This is a genomic window from Streptomyces sp. NPDC002104 (assembly GCF_053593795.1).
This window is the reverse complement of sequence record NZ_JBSFDF010000024.1, coordinates 20,294-36,473: the sequence shown is the minus strand read 5'-3', so window position 1 is coordinate 36,473 and position 16,180 is coordinate 20,294. Positions and strand designations below refer to the sequence as shown.

16 protein-coding genes and 1 pseudogene are annotated in these 16,180 nt (G+C 70.7%); 4 read left to right on the top strand and 13 right to left on the bottom strand.

The window, feature by feature from the left end; genetic code table 11:
- Positions 1-70 precede the first annotated feature (70 nt).
- The 5 genes from ACWCP2_RS21015 to ACWCP2_RS20995 form a co-directional block, all read right to left on the bottom strand.
- Positions 71-823, bottom strand: coding sequence for a GNAT family N-acetyltransferase (locus ACWCP2_RS21015; protein WP_450910106.1), 753 nt, complete (start codon positions 821-823; stop codon positions 71-73).
- A gap of 247 nt (positions 824-1,070) precedes the next feature.
- Positions 1,071-1,934, bottom strand: coding sequence for a MetQ/NlpA family ABC transporter substrate-binding protein (locus ACWCP2_RS21010; RefSeq protein WP_450910105.1), 864 nt, complete (start codon positions 1,932-1,934; stop codon positions 1,071-1,073).
- 102 nt (positions 1,935-2,036) lie between these two features.
- Positions 2,037-2,705: a methionine ABC transporter permease gene (locus ACWCP2_RS21005; RefSeq protein ID WP_382974455.1), complete on the bottom strand. Its 669-nt coding sequence runs from the start codon at positions 2,703-2,705 to the stop codon at positions 2,037-2,039.
- A complete protein-coding gene (locus ACWCP2_RS21000) occupies positions 2,702-3,763 on the bottom strand; it encodes a methionine ABC transporter ATP-binding protein (RefSeq protein WP_450910104.1) in 1,062 nt (353 codons plus the stop codon). The genes ACWCP2_RS21005 and ACWCP2_RS21000 overlap by 4 nt, the downstream gene beginning before the upstream one ends.
- A gap of 381 nt (positions 3,764-4,144) precedes the next feature.
- Positions 4,145-4,819 (bottom strand): HAD family hydrolase, encoded by a 675-nt coding sequence (locus ACWCP2_RS20995; protein ID WP_450910103.1) that lies wholly within the window; start codon positions 4,817-4,819, stop codon positions 4,145-4,147.
- Positions 4,820-4,887: 68 nt separating this feature from the next.
- On the opposite strand from ACWCP2_RS20995, the gene ACWCP2_RS20990 reads away from it, so the two are divergent.
- Both ACWCP2_RS20990 and ACWCP2_RS20985 read left to right on the top strand, forming a co-directional pair.
- Positions 4,888-5,256 carry a hypothetical protein gene (locus tag ACWCP2_RS20990; protein WP_450910102.1) on the top strand — a complete coding sequence of 123 codons (369 nt, stop codon included), beginning with the start codon at positions 4,888-4,890 and terminating at the stop codon, positions 5,254-5,256.
- A complete protein-coding gene (locus ACWCP2_RS20985; RefSeq protein ID WP_450910101.1) occupies positions 5,249-5,692 on the top strand; it encodes a hypothetical protein in 444 nt (147 codons plus the stop codon). Before ACWCP2_RS20990 ends, ACWCP2_RS20985 begins: the two co-directional genes overlap by 8 nt.
- Positions 5,693-5,720: 28 nt before the next feature.
- Here ACWCP2_RS20985 and ACWCP2_RS20980 read toward each other — a convergent pair whose 3' ends face one another.
- The 3 genes from ACWCP2_RS20980 to ACWCP2_RS20970 all read right to left on the bottom strand — a co-directional run bounded on the left by ACWCP2_RS20980 (position 5,721) and on the right by ACWCP2_RS20970 (position 8,167).
- Positions 5,721-6,227, bottom strand: coding sequence for a GNAT family N-acetyltransferase (locus tag ACWCP2_RS20980; RefSeq protein ID WP_450910100.1), 507 nt, complete (start codon positions 6,225-6,227; stop codon positions 5,721-5,723).
- Between the two features lie 37 nt (positions 6,228-6,264).
- Positions 6,265-6,918: an RNA polymerase sigma factor gene (locus ACWCP2_RS20975; RefSeq protein WP_450910167.1), complete on the bottom strand. Its 654-nt coding sequence runs from the start codon at positions 6,916-6,918 to the stop codon at positions 6,265-6,267.
- Positions 6,919-6,991: 73 nt separating this feature from the next.
- Complete coding sequence (locus ACWCP2_RS20970) at positions 6,992-8,167, bottom strand: glycerophosphodiester phosphodiesterase (RefSeq protein WP_450910099.1); 1,176 nt, start codon at positions 8,165-8,167, stop codon at positions 6,992-6,994.
- 315 nt (positions 8,168-8,482) lie between these two features.
- Between ACWCP2_RS20970 and ACWCP2_RS20965 the strand changes: the two genes are divergently transcribed.
- Positions 8,483-9,103, top strand: coding sequence for a lysophospholipid acyltransferase family protein (locus tag ACWCP2_RS20965; protein WP_267756847.1), 621 nt, complete (start codon positions 8,483-8,485; stop codon positions 9,101-9,103).
- Positions 9,104-9,109: 6 nt separating this feature from the next.
- Here ACWCP2_RS20965 and ACWCP2_RS20960 read toward each other — a convergent pair whose 3' ends face one another.
- From ACWCP2_RS20960 to ACWCP2_RS20950, 3 genes are all read right to left on the bottom strand, one after another.
- Entirely contained in the window at positions 9,110-10,582 is a 1,473-nt protein-coding gene (locus tag ACWCP2_RS20960; protein ID WP_450910098.1) for a membrane-associated oxidoreductase, read from the bottom strand.
- A 69-nt stretch (positions 10,583-10,651) separates the two neighbouring features.
- On the bottom strand, positions 10,652-12,196 hold the full coding sequence (locus tag ACWCP2_RS20955) for an MFS transporter (protein ID WP_450910097.1): 1,545 nt from the start codon (positions 12,194-12,196) through the stop codon (positions 10,652-10,654).
- Positions 12,193-12,744, bottom strand: coding sequence for a TetR/AcrR family transcriptional regulator (locus ACWCP2_RS20950; protein WP_327251845.1), 552 nt, complete (start codon positions 12,742-12,744; stop codon positions 12,193-12,195). Before ACWCP2_RS20950 ends, ACWCP2_RS20955 begins: the two co-directional genes overlap by 4 nt.
- Before the next feature lie 98 nt (positions 12,745-12,842).
- Between ACWCP2_RS20950 and ACWCP2_RS20945 the strand changes: the two are divergent.
- Positions 12,843-13,365 (top strand): annotated as a pseudogene (locus ACWCP2_RS20945) (HAD domain-containing protein).
- A gap of 64 nt (positions 13,366-13,429) precedes the next feature.
- On the opposite strand, the gene argH reads toward ACWCP2_RS20945, so the two are convergent.
- The gene (gene argH, locus ACWCP2_RS20940; protein ID WP_450910096.1) at positions 13,430-14,860 is read right to left on the bottom strand and encodes an argininosuccinate lyase; all 1,431 of its coding nucleotides are present in this window, start codon (positions 14,858-14,860) and stop codon (positions 13,430-13,432) included.
- Positions 14,861-14,981: 121 nt separating this feature from the next.
- The gene (locus tag ACWCP2_RS20935; RefSeq protein WP_450910095.1) at positions 14,982-16,175 is read right to left on the bottom strand and encodes an argininosuccinate synthase; all 1,194 of its coding nucleotides are present in this window, start codon (positions 16,173-16,175) and stop codon (positions 14,982-14,984) included.
- Positions 16,176-16,180: the final 5 nt, after the last annotated feature.

Below are 16,180 nucleotides of genomic sequence, written 5' to 3'. Positions count from 1 at the left end.
CGGCGGTGGCCGGTGCGGGGCGAAGCTTCGTCGAGGGGGTCGGGCTTGGTGAGACTACCCGGTCGTCCGGTCAGTTCCGGTCCGAGAACAGGGCGTAGCCGTTCGCGTCGTTCGCCCGTGCGTGCGGGACCCGGTGGCCGCCCCGGGTCTCGTCCCGGGGGTCCGCGTAGCCCACGGAGTAGCCGTCGGAGTATCCGTCCCCGTAGCCGTCCCCGTACTCGTCGGCGTAACCGTCGGCGTCCTCGTCGAGATCCTCGGGGACCAGGCCCCAGACGATGAGGTCGCTGCGGGTGTCGGACCAGGAGCCGTCGGCGTTCTGGGTGCGCACTATGCAGGCGTTGCGCAGGACGCCTTCACTGATGCAACCGGTCTTCTGGGCCACTTGCTGGGAGGCCGTGTTGTCGGCCGCGGTGCGCAGTTCGAGGCGTTCGAAGCCCTGGTCGGTGAAGAGCCAGCGGGCCACGGCGCGGACGGACTCGCTGGCGTAGCCCTCGCCGCGGGCCCAGGGGGCGGTGACGTAGCCGACCTCGGTGGCGCGGGTCCGCCAGTCGGTGTCCTGGAGGTGGACGATGCCGACCAGCCGCTGGGTGAGGAACTCGGTGACGGCGAAGACGATGCCGCGGCCCTGGGTGCGTTCGGCGTGGGCGGTCTTGGTGGCCCAGGTGACCGCGTCGGCGTAGGTGTAGGGGTGCGGGACGGAGGTCCAGGCGGTGATGTGTTCGTCGTTCATCATCTCGGCGAGCGCGGTGACGTCCTCTTCCTCGAAGGGGCGCAGCACCAGCCGGTCCGTGCTGATGGTGACGTCCGGGAAGGTGGTAGTCATGCGCAGCTCCAAGCCTGAGACCGTGGTGCGACCGTGGTGCGAGGCGACCGTGGTGCGGGTCCGTTCACCCGGGGGTGGCCGGTCCGCAGCCGCGGGTCGTAGGCCACAGCATGCAGCATCGGCCTGGTGATGTGCAGGGCCGGGCTGCCCGGAAGCGGGCAGCGCCCGGCCCCGTACACCGGTGGGGCGTACGGGGCCGGTTGCCGGGTCCGGCCGGTGGGGGCCGGCCGGGGTGCCGCGGGCCGGATCAGGCGGCCGGCTTGCCGAAGGCCGGGATGACCGAGCCCTGGTACTTCTCGTCGATGAACTTCTTGACCTCGGGGGAGTTCAGGAGCTTGGCGAGCTTCTGGACCCGGGGGTCGTTCTCGTTGCCCTTCTTGACCGCGAGGATGTTGGCGTACGGGTTGCCCTCGGCCTTCTCCAGGACGAGCGCGTCCTTGGCCGGGACGAGCTTGGCCTCGATGGCGTAGTTGCCGTTGATGACGGCGGCGTCCACGTCGTTCAGGGCGCGCGGGACCGTGGCGGCCTCCAGCTCCTTGAACTCCAGGCCCTTCTTGTCGGTGATGTCGGACAGCTTGGCGGCGGTGCCGACACCCTCCTTGAGGGTGATGAGGTTGTTCGCGGCGAGCAGCTGGAGCGCGCGGCCCTCGTTGGTGGGGTCGTTGGGGACGGCGATGGTCTGGCCGGCCTTGATGTCGGTGAGGGCCTTGTCCTTCTTGGAGTACAGGCCCAGGGGCTCCAGGTGCACGTTCACGACGGGCACGATGTCGGTGCCGTTCTTCTTGTTGAAGTCGTCGAGGTAGGGCACGTGCTGGAAGTAGTTGGCGTCGACCTGGCCCTGCTGGGTGGCGGTGTTCGGCAGGACGTAGTCCGTGAACTCCTTCACCTCCAGCTTGAGGCCCTCCTTGGCCGCCAGCTTGTCCTGTACGAACTTCAGGATGTCGGCGTGCGGGGAGGGGGAGGCCGCGACGACCAGGGGCTTGCTCTCGTCGGTCTTGCCGCCGTCGGCCTTGGTGGAGGACGGGTCCGAGGAGCTGCCGCAGGCGGTGAGTCCGAGGGCGAGCGCGGAGACCGTGGCGGCGAGGGCGGTGAGCTTGATGTTCTTGCGCACGAAGAGTGCCTTTCTTGCGTCTTGCTGTACGGATGACGGCCCAAGCACGACAAGTGCGGGCTTTCTGGGGAAAAGTTGGGGGATGTCCGGCTCGGGCCCGGTTCAGGCTGTCCGACCGCGCCGGGCGAGGAGGCGTACCACGCCGTCGCCGATGAGCTGGATCACCGTGACGAGCACGATCAGCACCACGACGGTGGCGATCATGAAGCCGGTCTCGAAGCGCTGGAAGCCGTACGTGATGGCCTTGGAACCGAGGCCTTCGCCGCCGACCGCGCCGGCCATGGCCGAGTAGCCGATCAGGGTGATCACCGTGGTGGTGACGGCGGCGATCAGCGAGGGCAGCGCCTGCGGGAGGAGCACCTTGCCGACCAGGGTCGGGATGCCGCCGCCCATGGACTCGACGGCTTCGATCAGGCCGTGGTCCACCTCGCGGACGGCGGTCTCGACGAGCCGGGCGAAGAAGGGGATGGCGCCGATGGCGAGCGGGACGATCATGGCGGTGGGGCCGATGAAGGTGCCGACGATCGCCGTGGTGACCGGGATCAGGAAGATCAGCAGGATGATGAAGGGCAGCGAGCGGCCCATGTTCACGATCACGCCGAGGATCTTGTTGACCGCGCGGTTCTGGAGCAGGCCGCCCTTGTCGGTGAGGACGAGCAGGATGCCGATGGGCAGTCCGCCCAGGATGGTCACGAGGGCGGACCACAGCACCATGTAGAGGGTGTCGAAGGTGCCCTGCGTGAGCAGCGGCTGCATTTCGGACCAGGTCACTTCGCACCATCCTTGACCAGCTCGGCGAGTTCGCCGTCCACGTTCGGCGCCGCGTCGGCTTCCACCACGTCCACCTGCAGGCCCTGCTCGCGCAGGAAGCCGACGGGTACGACGTTGTCCTCGTAGCGGCCGGGCAGCTCGATGCGCATGCGGCCGATCTGCCGGCCGGCGACGGTGTCCATCGCGGCCCCGAGGATCGATATGTCGATGTTGTAGGTACGTGCCAGCTGGGAGATGACCGGCTGGGTCGCGGTCTCGCCGTGGAAGGTGACGTCGATGACCGTGTGCTCCGCGGTGGTCGCGGACCCGGTCAGCGGGAAGAGTTCGTGGGCGAGCTCGGAGCCGGGGGTGGCGAGCAGCTCGCTGACCGTGCCGGCCTCGACGATCCGGCCCTGCCGCATGAGGGCGGCCGAGTCGCAGACGGACTTGACCACGTCCATCTCGTGCGTGATGAGCAGGACCGTCAGGCCCAGCTGGCGGTTGAGGTCGCGCAGCAGCTGGAGGATCTGGCGGGTGGTCTCGGGGTCCAGGGCGCTGGTGGCCTCGTCGGAGAGCAGCACCTTGGGGTCGCCGGCCAGGGCGCGGGCGATGCCGACGCGCTGCTTCTGGCCGCCGGAGAGCTGGCCGGGGTAGGACTTGGCCTTGTCGGCGAGGCCGACGAGGTCGAGCAGTTCGGCGGCCTTGCGGGAGCGCTCGCGGCCGGAGACCCCGAGGATCTCCAGGGGAAGTTCGATGTTGCCCTGGACGGTGCGCGAGGACAGCAGGTTGAAGTGCTGGAAGACCATGCCGATGCGGCTGCGGGCCTCGCGGAGTTCCTTGCCGGCGCGCCGCCCGCGGCCGGCGAGGGCCGTGAGGTCGACGCCGTCGACGGACACCGTGCCGGTGGTGGGGCGCTCCAGCAGGTTCACGCAGCGGATCAGGGAGGACTTTCCGGCGCCGCTCTGGCCGATGACTCCGTAGACCTCGCCCTGGCGGACGTGCAGGTCGACGCCGTCCAGGGCGGTGACCTCGCGGCCACGGGATGAGTAGACCTTCGTGAGGCCCGATGTGGTGATCACAGGATTTCCGTCGCTGTCGAGTGCGCGGCGCAGCGGGTGCCGGGCACGGGGCAAACATCTGGGGACGCGATGACGGTCAACCCGCCGAAAAAGCGTAGATCGACGGCTTCGGCGCATGCGCGGGGCAGGAGCGTTCCGGGTTCACACGGGGGTGCCGGGAGCAGCTCGGCCGGTCTCTTCGGGGCGTGAGACCTGGGGCAGGGGCCCTCAGAAGGCGCGCATTCGACACATACAACGAGCACCGGGCGTCATCGTCGCCTCGGTCGCAAGGGTGCGGCTGCTCGTCGTGGTCATGGGCCCAAGTAAACCAGACGTTCCCCGTCACCGATCAAAGGTGTCCGTATAGCGGACGGATTTCGGCCGCATACCGGACAACAGCGGTCAGCGGTGATCGTCCGTCTCAAGGGTCATGCCATCGGGTCCGACCAGCACGGACACGGCCGAGAGGTCCCTCACGACCACGTCCGCGTCGAGTTCGGCGGCCGGGTGCGTTGTGGCCAAGGCCACGGTGGTCATTCCCGCGGCGCGGCCCGCGGACAGACCGGCGGGGGCGTCCTCGAAGACCACGCAGCGGGCCGGGTCCACGCCGAGCCGGGCGGCCGCCAGCAGGAAGGGCTCCGGGTCGGGCTTGCCGCGGGTGATGTCGTCGGCGGCCACCAGCTCCGGGAAGTCGATGCCGGCCTCCCGCAGCCGGGCCTCGGCCAGCGGGCGGGTCGCGGAGGTGACCACGGCCCACCGGCCGGCGGGCAGGGCGGAGAGCAGCTCCTTGGTACCGGGAAGCAGGACCACGCCGCCCGCCACGTCCTCGGTCTCCAGCGCCTCGATGCGGGCGAGCGCCCCGGCCCGTACGTCCTCGGGCAGGAGGTCGGCGACGATCTCCGCGGCCGGGCGGCCGTGGAGCTCCACCGCGGCGAAGGCCTCCTCGGTGATCCCGTACTCCCGGGCCCAGCGGGTCCAGCAGCGGTGCACCGATTCCATCGAGGAGACGAGCGTGCCGTCGTTGTCGAACAGCAGCGCGTCGAATTGCGGGCCGAGCTTCCCGTGCAGCAGGTTCATACCTTCCAGGAAAGCCCCGGGGCAGGGGTGAGCGCATCGGGTCTTTCGGCCCGTAATACCCTCGCTGCATGCTCGACGCCCTGACGGTCGCCATCGGCGTGGCCGCACTCGCCCTCGCCGCCTGGTGCGGTTTCGCCGCCTGGCGGGACCAGCCGACCAAGGACTGGCACTTCATCGGCATGGCCGTGGTGACCGTCCTGGTCCTGGCGCAGCTGGTGATCGGCCTGGTCCAGCTCGCCCGCGGCGAGAAGCCCGGCCAGGGCACGGTGCTCTTCCTCGCCTACCTGGTGGGCGCCTTCGCCTGCGTCCCGGCGGCGGGGCTGCTCTCGCTGAGCGAGCGGACCAAATGGGGTTCGGTGACGGTGGCCGCGGGAGCGGTCGTCCTCGCCGTGCTCGAAGTACGGCTCTACGACATCTGGGGAAACACCGGTGCCTGATACCGACACGGACGCCACCGACTCCACGGCCGCCGCCACCCCGCCGGGCGGCCGCAAGCGCCTGGTGACCGGGCCCGGGGTGCTGCTGGTCTGGTTCTACGGGGTGATCACCGTCGGCGCGGTCTCGCGCTCGATCTACCAGATCTCCACCGAGTTCGACCGGGCCCCGCTCGCGTACGCGCTGTCGGCGGTGGCCGCGCTCGTCTACGCCTTCATCACGTACTCGCTGGTGCGCGGCGGGGAGACGGCCCGCAAGGCGGCGCGGATCTGCTGCGCCGCCGAGCTGGCCGGCGTCCTCGTCGTGGGCACCTGGACCCTGGCGCGGCCCGAGGCCTTCCCCGACGCGACCGTGTGGTCGGACTTCGGGATGGGATACCTGTTCATCCCGGTGATCCTTCCGATCACCGGGATGCTCTGGCTCAGGGCGAAGCGCTAGACGGCGACCGCGGGGCGGGCGTCGGGCATCAGGCGCTGACCGCGAAGTCGGTGGCCTCCTTGGCCTCCTTCTCCAGGATCACCAGACGGACGCCGTCGGACGCGGTGCGCCCGCCGACCTGGGTGTAGCCGGCCTTGCGGTAGAGCCGCAGGTTCGACTCGCTCTTGTGGCCGGTGAACAGCCGGAAGCGGGTGGTCGCGTCGTTGCCCGACAGGACCGCCTCGACCGCGTTCAGCAGCCGGGCGCCGAGGCCGTGGCCCTGGAGCCGGGGGTGCACGCAGAGCTTGGCGATCTTGGCGGTGCCCTCCTCGTCGACGGTGCCGCGCACGGCTCCGACGATCTCCTCGCCGAGCCGTGCGACCAGCACGGTGTCGGAGGCCAGCTCGGCCTTGAGGGAGTCCAGGGACTGGGTGAGCGGCTGGATGCGGTAGTTGCCGTACAGCTCGGCCTCGCTCTGGAACGCCAGATACTGCAGTTTGATGATCTGCTCGGCATCCTCGGCAGCTGCCGCCGAAATGGTCACGCTCATGCCCATGTGCGCATGCCTCCCGCTCACCTGGTGGCCTTTTGGTCTACCGCTCCATTCCCCGCAGGGCGGGAGCCGCAACCTCTACGGCCAGCATTCTGCGCAGACATCCCAGGCATCGGGAACGGACGGGCCCCAAACTTCCTTGTGAGATACCCAACTCTCCTGCGATTTCACGGTAGGTGAGGTCCCTGGGCGATAGAAGTGCCCTCATGAGCTCCGGACACCTTCCGGGCAATCGGGCGACCGCCGATCGGAGGGCCCGGTTCGTCTCGCCGTGCAGGAGGGCGTCTTCCGGTTCCGCGCCGGTGCTGGTACGGGTCCCCGCGCCGGGCCCGCCGTGCACCGCCTGCCGGCGGTGGCCGTCCGCCGAGCGCTGACGGTGGTCGTACGGGACTTCGCGCCGGGCCCGGCGCCGCGCCCGGCGGGCCTCGTCGCGCACCGCCCGGCGCAGCCAGTCGGCGGGTTCGGCGGGGATGCGCCGGTGCTCCAGCAGCCTGACCCATACGGCTTGTTCCACGTCGGCGGCGTCCACCCCGGTGCCCGCGGTCTCGGCGGCCGCTTCGGCGGAGAGCAGCGGGCGGAGCTTCTCGAACAGGTCGGGAAGGTCGGGGAGGTCGGGGAGGTCGGGGAGGTCGGGGAGGTCGGGGAGGTCGGGGAGGTCGGGGTGTTCGGGGAGATCAGCCTTCAGCAGGTCCATGCCGGGCGGGACGCGAAGGCCGTGCCGGGCGGTTTCCCCGCCGGGCACGGCCCACTCGTACGAGAAGCTCCGGTCAGGCGTTGACGCCGCGGCCCGGGCGGAAGGCCTCCGCCGCGAGGAGTCCGGTGTCGGGCTGGTCGGTGAAGATGCCGTCGATGCCCTGTTCGAAGTAGGCCTTGAAGGCGCCGAAGGCGTCCCCGTAGGCCGTCGGGTCGGTGCCCTTGCGGTAGTCGGCCGGCAGGAAGTTGTTCTCGTTCCGCGCGGTGTAGGGGTGCAGGATCAGCCCCTGGGCGTGGGCGTCGGCGACCAGGGTGGTCGGGGCGCCGAGCTTGCCGGCCGCGTCGCGCGGCATGATCAGGTCCATGGTCGGCCCGATGCCCTGGGCGAAGCCGGCGATCCAGCGCAGCCCCGCGGGCGTGACCAGATCGGCGACCGTCCGCGGGTCCTTGGCCAGCTCGAAGTCCCACGGGCGGGTACCCGCCGCGGACAGGAGCACCACGCGCGGGGCGGAGACCAGCCGGGAGAGCCGCTGGATGCTGGAGGGTTCGAAGGACTGCAGGAAGAGCGGGGCGCCGCGGCCGTCGCGCCCGTAGCGGCGCAGCAGCCTGGCGAGGGGTTCCTCCAGGCCGAGGCCCAGGCCCCGGAAGTAGCTGGGGTGCTTGGTCTCCACGTGCAGCCACACGCGCTTGCCGCGCCGGCGGCCCTCGCGGTCGGCCCAGCGGAGCACCTCTTCGAAGGTGGGGACGTCCCAGCGGCCGTCGTAGAGCGTGTTGCGCTGGCGCAGGGCGGGGATGCGTTCCTTCGCGCGCAGGGTCTTCAGCTCGGCGAGGGTGAAGTCCTCGGTGAACCAGCCCGTGACCGCGACTCCGTCGACGGTCTTGGTGGTCCTGCGGGACGCGAACTCGAGGTGGTCGGCGACGTCCGTCGTGCCGCCGATCTCGTTCTCGTGGCGGCACACCAGGTGGCCGTCCTTGGTGGGCACGAGGTCCTGTTCGACGACGTCGGCGCCGAGGTCGAGGGCGAGCTGGTAGGACCCGAGCGTGTGCTCGGGCCGGTAGCCGCTGGCTCCGCGGTGTCCGATGACCGTCGGCACCGGCAGGTCGCGGTAGCCGCCGCCCTGGCCTCCCCCGTGGCCGCTCTGGGCCGCCGCGGCCCGGCCGCCGCCCGCCGCGAGTGCGCCGAAGGATCCGCCCGCCGCGACGACCGCCGCGCCCAGTACCGTGCGCCGTGCTGCCCCACCCTGTGTCATGCGTGCCACTCCCCCTCGGACAAGGGCCGGGCGTCCCGGGATCTCCGGGGCCTGCGGCCCGAATCCGCGTGCCGATGGTAGGCAAGCTCCGGTGGCGGGCGGGGGTGCGCGGGCGGAACACGGCGGAAACACGCGTCAACACTGCGTATCCACCTCGTGAACCCGATGTGCGATCAGAGTGGAGCCACGAGTATCGTCCTCACCTGCACTACCGCCGCGTGGTGGGTGCGAGAACCTTAGCTTTTCGATGCCGGAGGGCCCACGTTGTTCCGTACGCGCCTGATCAAAGCCACTGTCGGACCCGTCATGCGCCTGATGTTCCGCACTCGCGTCGAGGGCATCGAGAACATTCCGGGCACCGGGCCGGTGATCCTCGCGGGCAACCACCTGACCTTCATCGACTCGATGATCCTGCCGCTGGTGTGCGACCGCACGGTCCACTTCATCGGCAAGGACGAGTACGTGACCGGCAAGGGCATCAAGGGCCGGGCCATGGCCTGGTTCTTCACCGGCGCCGGCATGATCCCGGTGGACCGCGACGGGGCCAACGGCGGCGTCGCCGCGCTGATGACGGGCCGCCGGATCCTCGAAGAGGGCAAGATCTTCGGCATCTACCCCGAGGGCACCCGCTCCCCCGACGGCCGTCTCTACCGGGGCCGCACGGGCATCGCCCGGCTGACCCTGATGACCGGCGCGCCCGTCGTCCCCTTCGCGATGATCGGCACCGACAAGCTCCAGCCCGGCGGCGCCGGCATGCCGCGCCCGGGCCGGGTCACCGTCCGGTTCGGCGAGCCGATGGAGTTCTCCCGGTACGAGGGCATGGACCGCGACCGCTACGTGCTGCGCGCCGTCACCGACTCGGTGATGGCCGAGGTCATGCGGCTCTCCGGCCAGGAGTACGTGGACATGTACGCGACCAAGGCCAAGGCGGCCTGACCTCCGCTACTGCCGTTGCAGTGACCGGCTGACGCCCGCCGCGGTCGTCGTGGCGAGGATCCAGCCGGTCACGATCAGCAGGTACGACAGCCACTGGTACAGACCGTCCGGTGCGAACGGCGCCTCCTGCCCGAAGCCGATGATCGGCAGCATCAGGTCGAGCGTGTAGAAGACCGGGTTGAACTCCGGTGCCTCCCCCTGCTTCAGCTCCCGGGGCGGGTGGAGTCCGTACGCGACCGTTCCCGTGATCACCAGCGCCAGCAGCCAGCCCGCGGCGCGCAGCGGCCGGAACCCGTATCCCACGGTGACGTCCTGGAGCAGCCCCCACACGCGTGCGTGCCGGGGCAGGGTGCGGCGGTGCCGGCGCAGTTTGGCGAGCGCCACGGTCCGGGCGGCGGCCTCGTCGCCGACCGTACGGTAGGCCGCGGCGAGCTGCTCGTAGGCGTACGGGAGGTAGCCGGACTCCTCGCGCTCCAGGGCGGGCAGCCGCTGTTCGGCGGGCAGGTGCGGGGCCAGGGTGCGGTAGGTCAGCCCGTCGATCCGGATCTGGGCGGGCCAGGTGCCGGGCGGGACGTGCAGCAGGTCGAAGGTGGAGCGGCGCAGGTTCACGCCGCCCTGGATGGTCGGGCAGGAGCGCAGCCACATCTCGCCGACGACGCAGCTGGAGACGCGCAGGGCGACCCCGCCGGGGTTGGCGAGGCGGGCGTAGGCGAGGTTGAGCTGGCCCGGTATCCGGGAGCCGCTGAGGTTGACCCGGCCGCGGGCTTCCAGCCGCATGGCGCGCAGGTCCGTACCGACGGTCAGGGTTTCGGCGTGCAGGGCGGTGCCGCCCGGGGCGAGGAGCCGGGCGTCGTCCAGGTTGATCTGGCCGCCGACGGTGGCTCCGTTGATGCGGGTCTGGCCGTGGACGGTGAGTCCGGGGGCGATGACGTCGGTGCCGATGTCCGCGTGGTTGAACTGGAGCGGGGGTTCCTCGGACTCCTCCGCGCCGGGCGTGCCGATGACGGCCCGGGTGAGGAAGAGCCCGCCGGATATCCGGGCTCCGGCGAGCCGCACCGGCCCGGTGATGCGGCAGCAGGAGAGCCGCAGCACCACGTCGACGGCGACGGTGGCTCCGGTCAGTCCCGGCAGTGCGGAGTCGGACAGCACCAGGGCCCGGAGCCTGGCCCCGTAGATCAGGGGCTTGCGCTCGAACCAGCAGCCGCGCAGCCGGATCGCGTGGTCGACGACGGCGTACTTGAGGTTGAGCTTGCCGGTGATCCGCACGCCCCGGACGTTGAGGCCCGCGACCTGGCCGCTGGCGGAACTCCCGTTCAGCAGCAGGGCCGTGAGCACCTCGGCGCGCACGGTCCGCTCCGGGCCCCAGCCGATGCCCTCGGAGGCGTCCTCGTCGGGGCCCTCGCAGAAGTCGACGCGCTCACCGCTCGGGAAGGCGTCCCATACGCGGCGTTCGGCCGGGGTCAGATCGGTGATCTCCATCGCCGGGATGGTGTCCCGCGCGCCGATGTACTGTCAACTGCGCGCGGGACAGCACACTCTGGCGTGGCGTCAGTGCTCGATGCCGTCCTGGAGCTCCTGCCCCTTGAGGAGGAACCAGGCGGCCGCGGCGGTGGCCAGCAGGACGGCCGCGCCCACGCCGGAGGCCAGCCGCAGGCCGTCCACGAAGGCCTCCTGGGCGGCGCCGACCATCTGCTGGGCGGTCTGCGGGTCCAGTGACTTGGCCGCTTCGACGGCGCCGCCGAGGGATTCGTGGGCGGCGTCGGCGACGGGGCCGCTGACGGAGGCCGGGGCGGTGAAGTCCTGGTAGACGCCGGTGACGACCGAGCCGAGCAGGGCGATGCCGAGGGCGGCGCCCAGTTCGTAGGCGGTCTCGGAGACGGCCGAGGCGGAACCGGCCTGCTCCTTGGGGACGCTGGAGAGGATCACGTCGGCGGTGACGGTGAAGGAGAAGCCGGCGCCGAGGCCGACGACGAGCAGGGCCGCGCCGAGCAGCGGGTAGCCGGTCTCCTTGTGGATCACGGTCAGCGCGGCCAGCGCGATGCCGATGGCGGCGAGGCCTCCGGTCACGATGACCCGGACCCCGTACTTGCGGGCGTACGTACCGGCGACCAGGCCGGTGACGACGGCGCCGATGGCGGCCGGCAGCTCGGCGAGCCCCGCTTCGAGCGGGTCGCGGCCCTGCACGAGCTGGAGGAACTGGGAGAGGAAGAAGACCAGTCCGGACAGGCCGAAGACGGTGAGCAGGTCGGCGAGGACCGCGCCGGAGAACCCGCGGTGCTTGAAGAGCCGCATGTCGAGGAGCGGGGCCGGCAGCGTGAACTGGCGGCGTACGAAGGTGTGGAGCGCGCCCGCTCCGACGACGGCGGCCGCCCACACCTCCCAGCCCATGCCGTGGGTGGCGACCTGCTTGACGGCGTAGACCACGCCGATGATGCCGACGAGGGAGAGGCCGACGCTGAAGAGGTCCCAGGGGCCGGCGACGGGGTTCTTGGACTCGGGCAGCAGCTTGATGCCGACGATGACCAGGACGATCATCACGGGGACGTTGATGAGGAAGACCGAGCCCCACCAGAAGTGCTGGAGCAGGGCTCCGCCGACCACCGGGCCGACGGCCGCGCCGGCCGAGGCGGTGGCGCCCCAGATGCCGATGGCGAGGCTGCGTTCCTTGGGGTCGTGGAAGATGTTGCGGATCAGCGCGAGGGTGGAGGGCATCAGGGTCGCGCCGGCCACGCCGAGCAGGGCCCGGGCGATGATCATCATCTCGGGGCTGGTGGCGTAGGCGTTGAGGACCGAGACGGCCCCGAAGGCGGTCGCGCCGACGAGGAGGAGCTTCTTGCGGCCTATCCGGTCACCGAGGGAGCCCATGGAGACGAGCAGGCCGGCGATGACGAAGGAGTAGATGTCGCCGATCCACAGGAGCTGGGTGCCCGAGGGCTTCAGGTCCTCGCTGAGGGCGGGCGTGGCGAGACCGAGTACGGTGGCGTCGACGGCGACCAGCAGGACGGCCAGCACGAGCACGCAGAGCGCGAGCCAGCGCCCGGGGCTCCGGCCCTCCGCCCCCTTGGCCGGGGTCAGCTGTTCGGTACGGCTCATTTCTCCACACTCCGTCGTGCGCCACCGAGCAGCAACTCGATGATCATGTACTGAAAGTCCTTGGCCGCGACCCGGCCGTCCATGACGGCCCAGGCGCAGGTGCCGATGAGCCCGTAGAGGGCCTCGGTGAGCCAGGCCGGGCTCAGGTCGATCCGGATGTCGCCCTCGTGCTGGCCGCGCCGGAAGAGGTCGCCGACGCGGGCGTCGAGGCGGGCCCAGCCCTCGTTGACCTGGTCCCCCTCGAAGAGCTGGTTCTCGGTGACGAGGAAGGCCAGCAGCTCGGCGTTGGGCTCCGCTTCGGCGACGAGTCTGCGGAGCGCGTCGATCGCCGTGCCCTCGCCGAGGCGGGCGTTGTCGAAGGCCACCTCGAATTCCCGGATGCCGAGCTCTTCGAGGGCCCGTACGAGGGCGTCGCGCCCGGCGAAGTGCCGGTGGAGGGTCGCACGGCCGATGCCGGCGGCCCTCGCGACCTCGTCCATCGTGGCGGTCGACTTGCGGGAGAGCAGCGCGGCGGCGGCGCGGAGCACCTGATCACGATCCATGGCCATGAGACAAGCATAACCCGAATGAGACGTCGCCGTCTCATTAAAACTGCTCATCGAATAAATGGGATGCCCGCCCGGGCGCCGGAAGGAAGCATGCCGAGATGAATCCGAAGCCCCTGCTGCTGATCGACGTGGACGGCCCGCTGAACCCCTACGCGGCCAAGCCCCAGCGCCGCCCCGAGGGCTACCGCACCCACCGGATGCGCCCGTCCGGCTGGACCGGTGCCGAGAGTGCGAAGCCGCTGCGGGTCTGGCTGAATCCGGACCACGGGACGGAGCTGCTCGCGCTCGCGCGGGCGTACGAGCTCGTCTGGGCGACCACGTGGAAGGGCGAGGCGAACGAGTGGATAGGCCCGCACCTGGGTCTGCCGGAGCTTCCCTGGATCGACTGGCCGCAGATGCACGGGCGCGCACCGCGCGGAACGTTCTGGAAGACCCAGTACATCCTGGAGTACGCGGGCGGGCGGGCCCTTCGCCTGGATCGACGACGACATCACGGACATGGACCGGGAGTACGTCGGGCAGCACCATCCCGCGCACGCGCTGCTGCTGCGGATCGACGAGCGGATCGGGCTGCTCCGGGCGGACTTCGACGCGCTGGCGGACTGGGCCGTCCGCGTCTGACCCCGGACGCGCCGAAGGGGCGGCCGGGGCCCGAAGGCTCCGGCCGCCCCTCGGCGTGCGGCGGTCAGTTCTTGTGCGTGGCCCAGGCGTGCTGGATGACCAGATCGGCCTTCAGCTCCGTGAGCTGGATCGCGACGGCCGACGGGGCGGTGCCGCCGCGGCCGTTGCGGGAGGCCAGGGCGCCCTTGACGTTGAGGACCGTACGGACCTCCGGCGTCAGGTGCTCCGAGATCTTCGCGAACTGCTCGTCCGTCAGCTCGTCGAGCTCGATGCCGAGCCCCTCGCACTCCTTGACGCACGCGCCGGCCACCTCGTGCGCCACCCGGAACGGCACGCCCTGCTTGACCAGCCACTCCGCGATGTCGGTGGCGAGCGAGAAGCCGGCCGGGGCCAGCTCCTCCATCCGCTCGCGGTTGACCGTGAGGGTGGCCATCATGCCGGTGAAGGCGGGCAGCAGGACTTCGAGGGTGTCGCAGGAGTCGAAGACCGGCTCCTTGTCCTCCTGGAGGTCCCGGTTGTATGCCAGGGGAAGGGCCTTCAGGGTGGCGAGCAGGCCCGTCAGGTTGCCGATGAGGCGGCCCGACTTGCCGCGCGCCAGCTCCGCGATGTCCGGGTTCTTCTTCTGCGGCATGATCGACGAACCGGTGGAGAAGGCGTCGTGCAGGGTCACGAAGGAGAACTCCTTCGTGTTCCAGATGATGATCTCCTCCGCGATCCGCGACAGGTTGATGCCGATCATCGCGGTGACGAAGGCGAACTCGGCGACGAAGTCGCGCGAGGCCGTGCCGTCGATGGAGTTGCCGACCGAGCCGCGCTCGAAGCCCAGTTCGGCGGCGACCGCCTCCGGGTCCAGACCGAGCGAGGAGCCCGCCAGGGCGCCCGAGCCGTACGGGGACACCGCGGTCCGGGTGTCCCACTGGCGCAGCCGCTCCGCGTCCCGGGACAGGGCCTGCACGTGGGCCAGTACGTGGTGGGCGAAGAGCACCGGCTGCGCGTGCTGCAGGTGGGTCCGGCCCGGCATGGCCACCTCCGCGTGCGCCTCGGCGAGGCCGACCAGCGCGTCCTGGAGGTCGGCGACGAGGCCGCCGATGATCCGGGCGTGGTCGCGCAGGTACATGCGGAAGAGGGTGGCGATCTGGTCGTTGCGCGACCGGCCGGCGCGCAGCTTGCCGCCGAGATCGGCGCCGAGCCGCTCCAGCAGGCCCCGCTCCAGTGCGGTGTGGACGTCCTCGTCGGCGATGGTGCCGGTGAAGGAGCCGCTCTCCACGTCGACGGCGAGCTGGTCCAGGCCGGCGAGCATGCGGCCGAGCTCCTCGTCCGTGAGCAGGCCGGCCTTGGCGAGCACGCGGGCGTGGGCCTTGGAGCCCGCGATGTCGTACGGGGCCAGGCGCCAGTCGAAGTGGACCGACGCGGACAGCTTCGCGAGGGCCTCGGCGGGACCGTCGGCGAACCGGGCGCCCCAGAGCCGGACGTCACCACCGTTGTTGCTGCTCACAGCTACTGCTCCTCAAGAACGTGCATGGCTTCGGATGTGCAACCGCCTCCCCGCCGCGGAGGTAACGGGGAGGCGGCACGTACTGCGGGTACCCAGGTACCGAGGGTACGAAGGGCGTGGATCAGGCGAGGTCGCGACGGGCCGCGATCTTCGAGGACAGGCCGAAGATCTCGATGAAGCCCTGGGCCTTCGACTGGTCGAAGGTGTCGCCCGAGTCGTAGGTCGCGAGGTTGAAGTCGTACAGCGACTCGTCCGACTTCCGGCCGGTGACGACGGCGCGGCCGCCGTGCAGGGTCATCCGGATGTCGCCGCTGACGTGCTGGTTGGCCTCGTTGACGAAACCGTCCAGGGCCCGCTTCAGCGGGGAGAACCACAGGCCGTCGTAGACCATCTCGCCCCAGCGCTGCTCGACCTGCCGCTTGTAGCGGGCCAGTTCGCGCTCGACGGTGACGTTCTCCAGCTCCTGGTGGGCGGTGATCAGCGCGATCGCGCCCGGCGCCTCGTACACCTCGCGGGACTTGATGCCCACGAGCCGGTCCTCGACGATGTCGATCCGGCCGATGCCCTGGGCGCCGGCGCGCGCGTTGAGCTGCTGGATGGCCTGGAGGACGGTGACGGGCTTGCCGTCGAGGGCGACCGGGACGCCCGCCTTGAAGGAGATGACGACCTCGTCGGCCTCGCGCGTCAGGGCCGGGTCCGCGGTGTACTCGTAGATGTCCTCGATCGGCGCGTTCCAGATGTCCTCCAGGAAGCCCGTCTCGACGGCGCGTCCGAAGACGTTCTGGTCGATGGAGTACGGGGACTTCTTGGTGGTCGCGATCGGCAGGTCCGCCTTCTCGGCGAAGGCGATGGCCTTGTCCCGGGTCATCGCGTAGTCGCGGACCGGGGCTATGCACTTCAGGTCGGGGCCGAGGGCGGCTATGCCGGCCTCGAAGCGGACCTGGTCGTTGCCCTTGCCGGTGCAGCCGTGGGCGACGGTGGTGGCGCCGTGCTTGCGGGCGGCGGCGACGAGGTGCTTGACGATGGCCGGCCGCGAGAGGGCCGAGACCAGCGGGTAGCGGTCCATGTAGAGGGCGTTCGCCTTGATCGCCGGGAGGCAGTACTCGTCGGCGAACTCGTCCCGGGCGTCGGCGACCTCGGCCTCGACCGCACCGCAGGCGAGCGCCCGCTTGCGGATGACGTCCAGGTCCTCGCCGCCCTGGCCGACGTCCACCGCGACGGCGATGACCTCGGCGCCCGTCTCCTCGGCGATCCAGCCGATGGCGACGGAGGTGTCCAGACCGCCTGAATAGGCGAGTACGACGCGCTCGGCCACGGGGT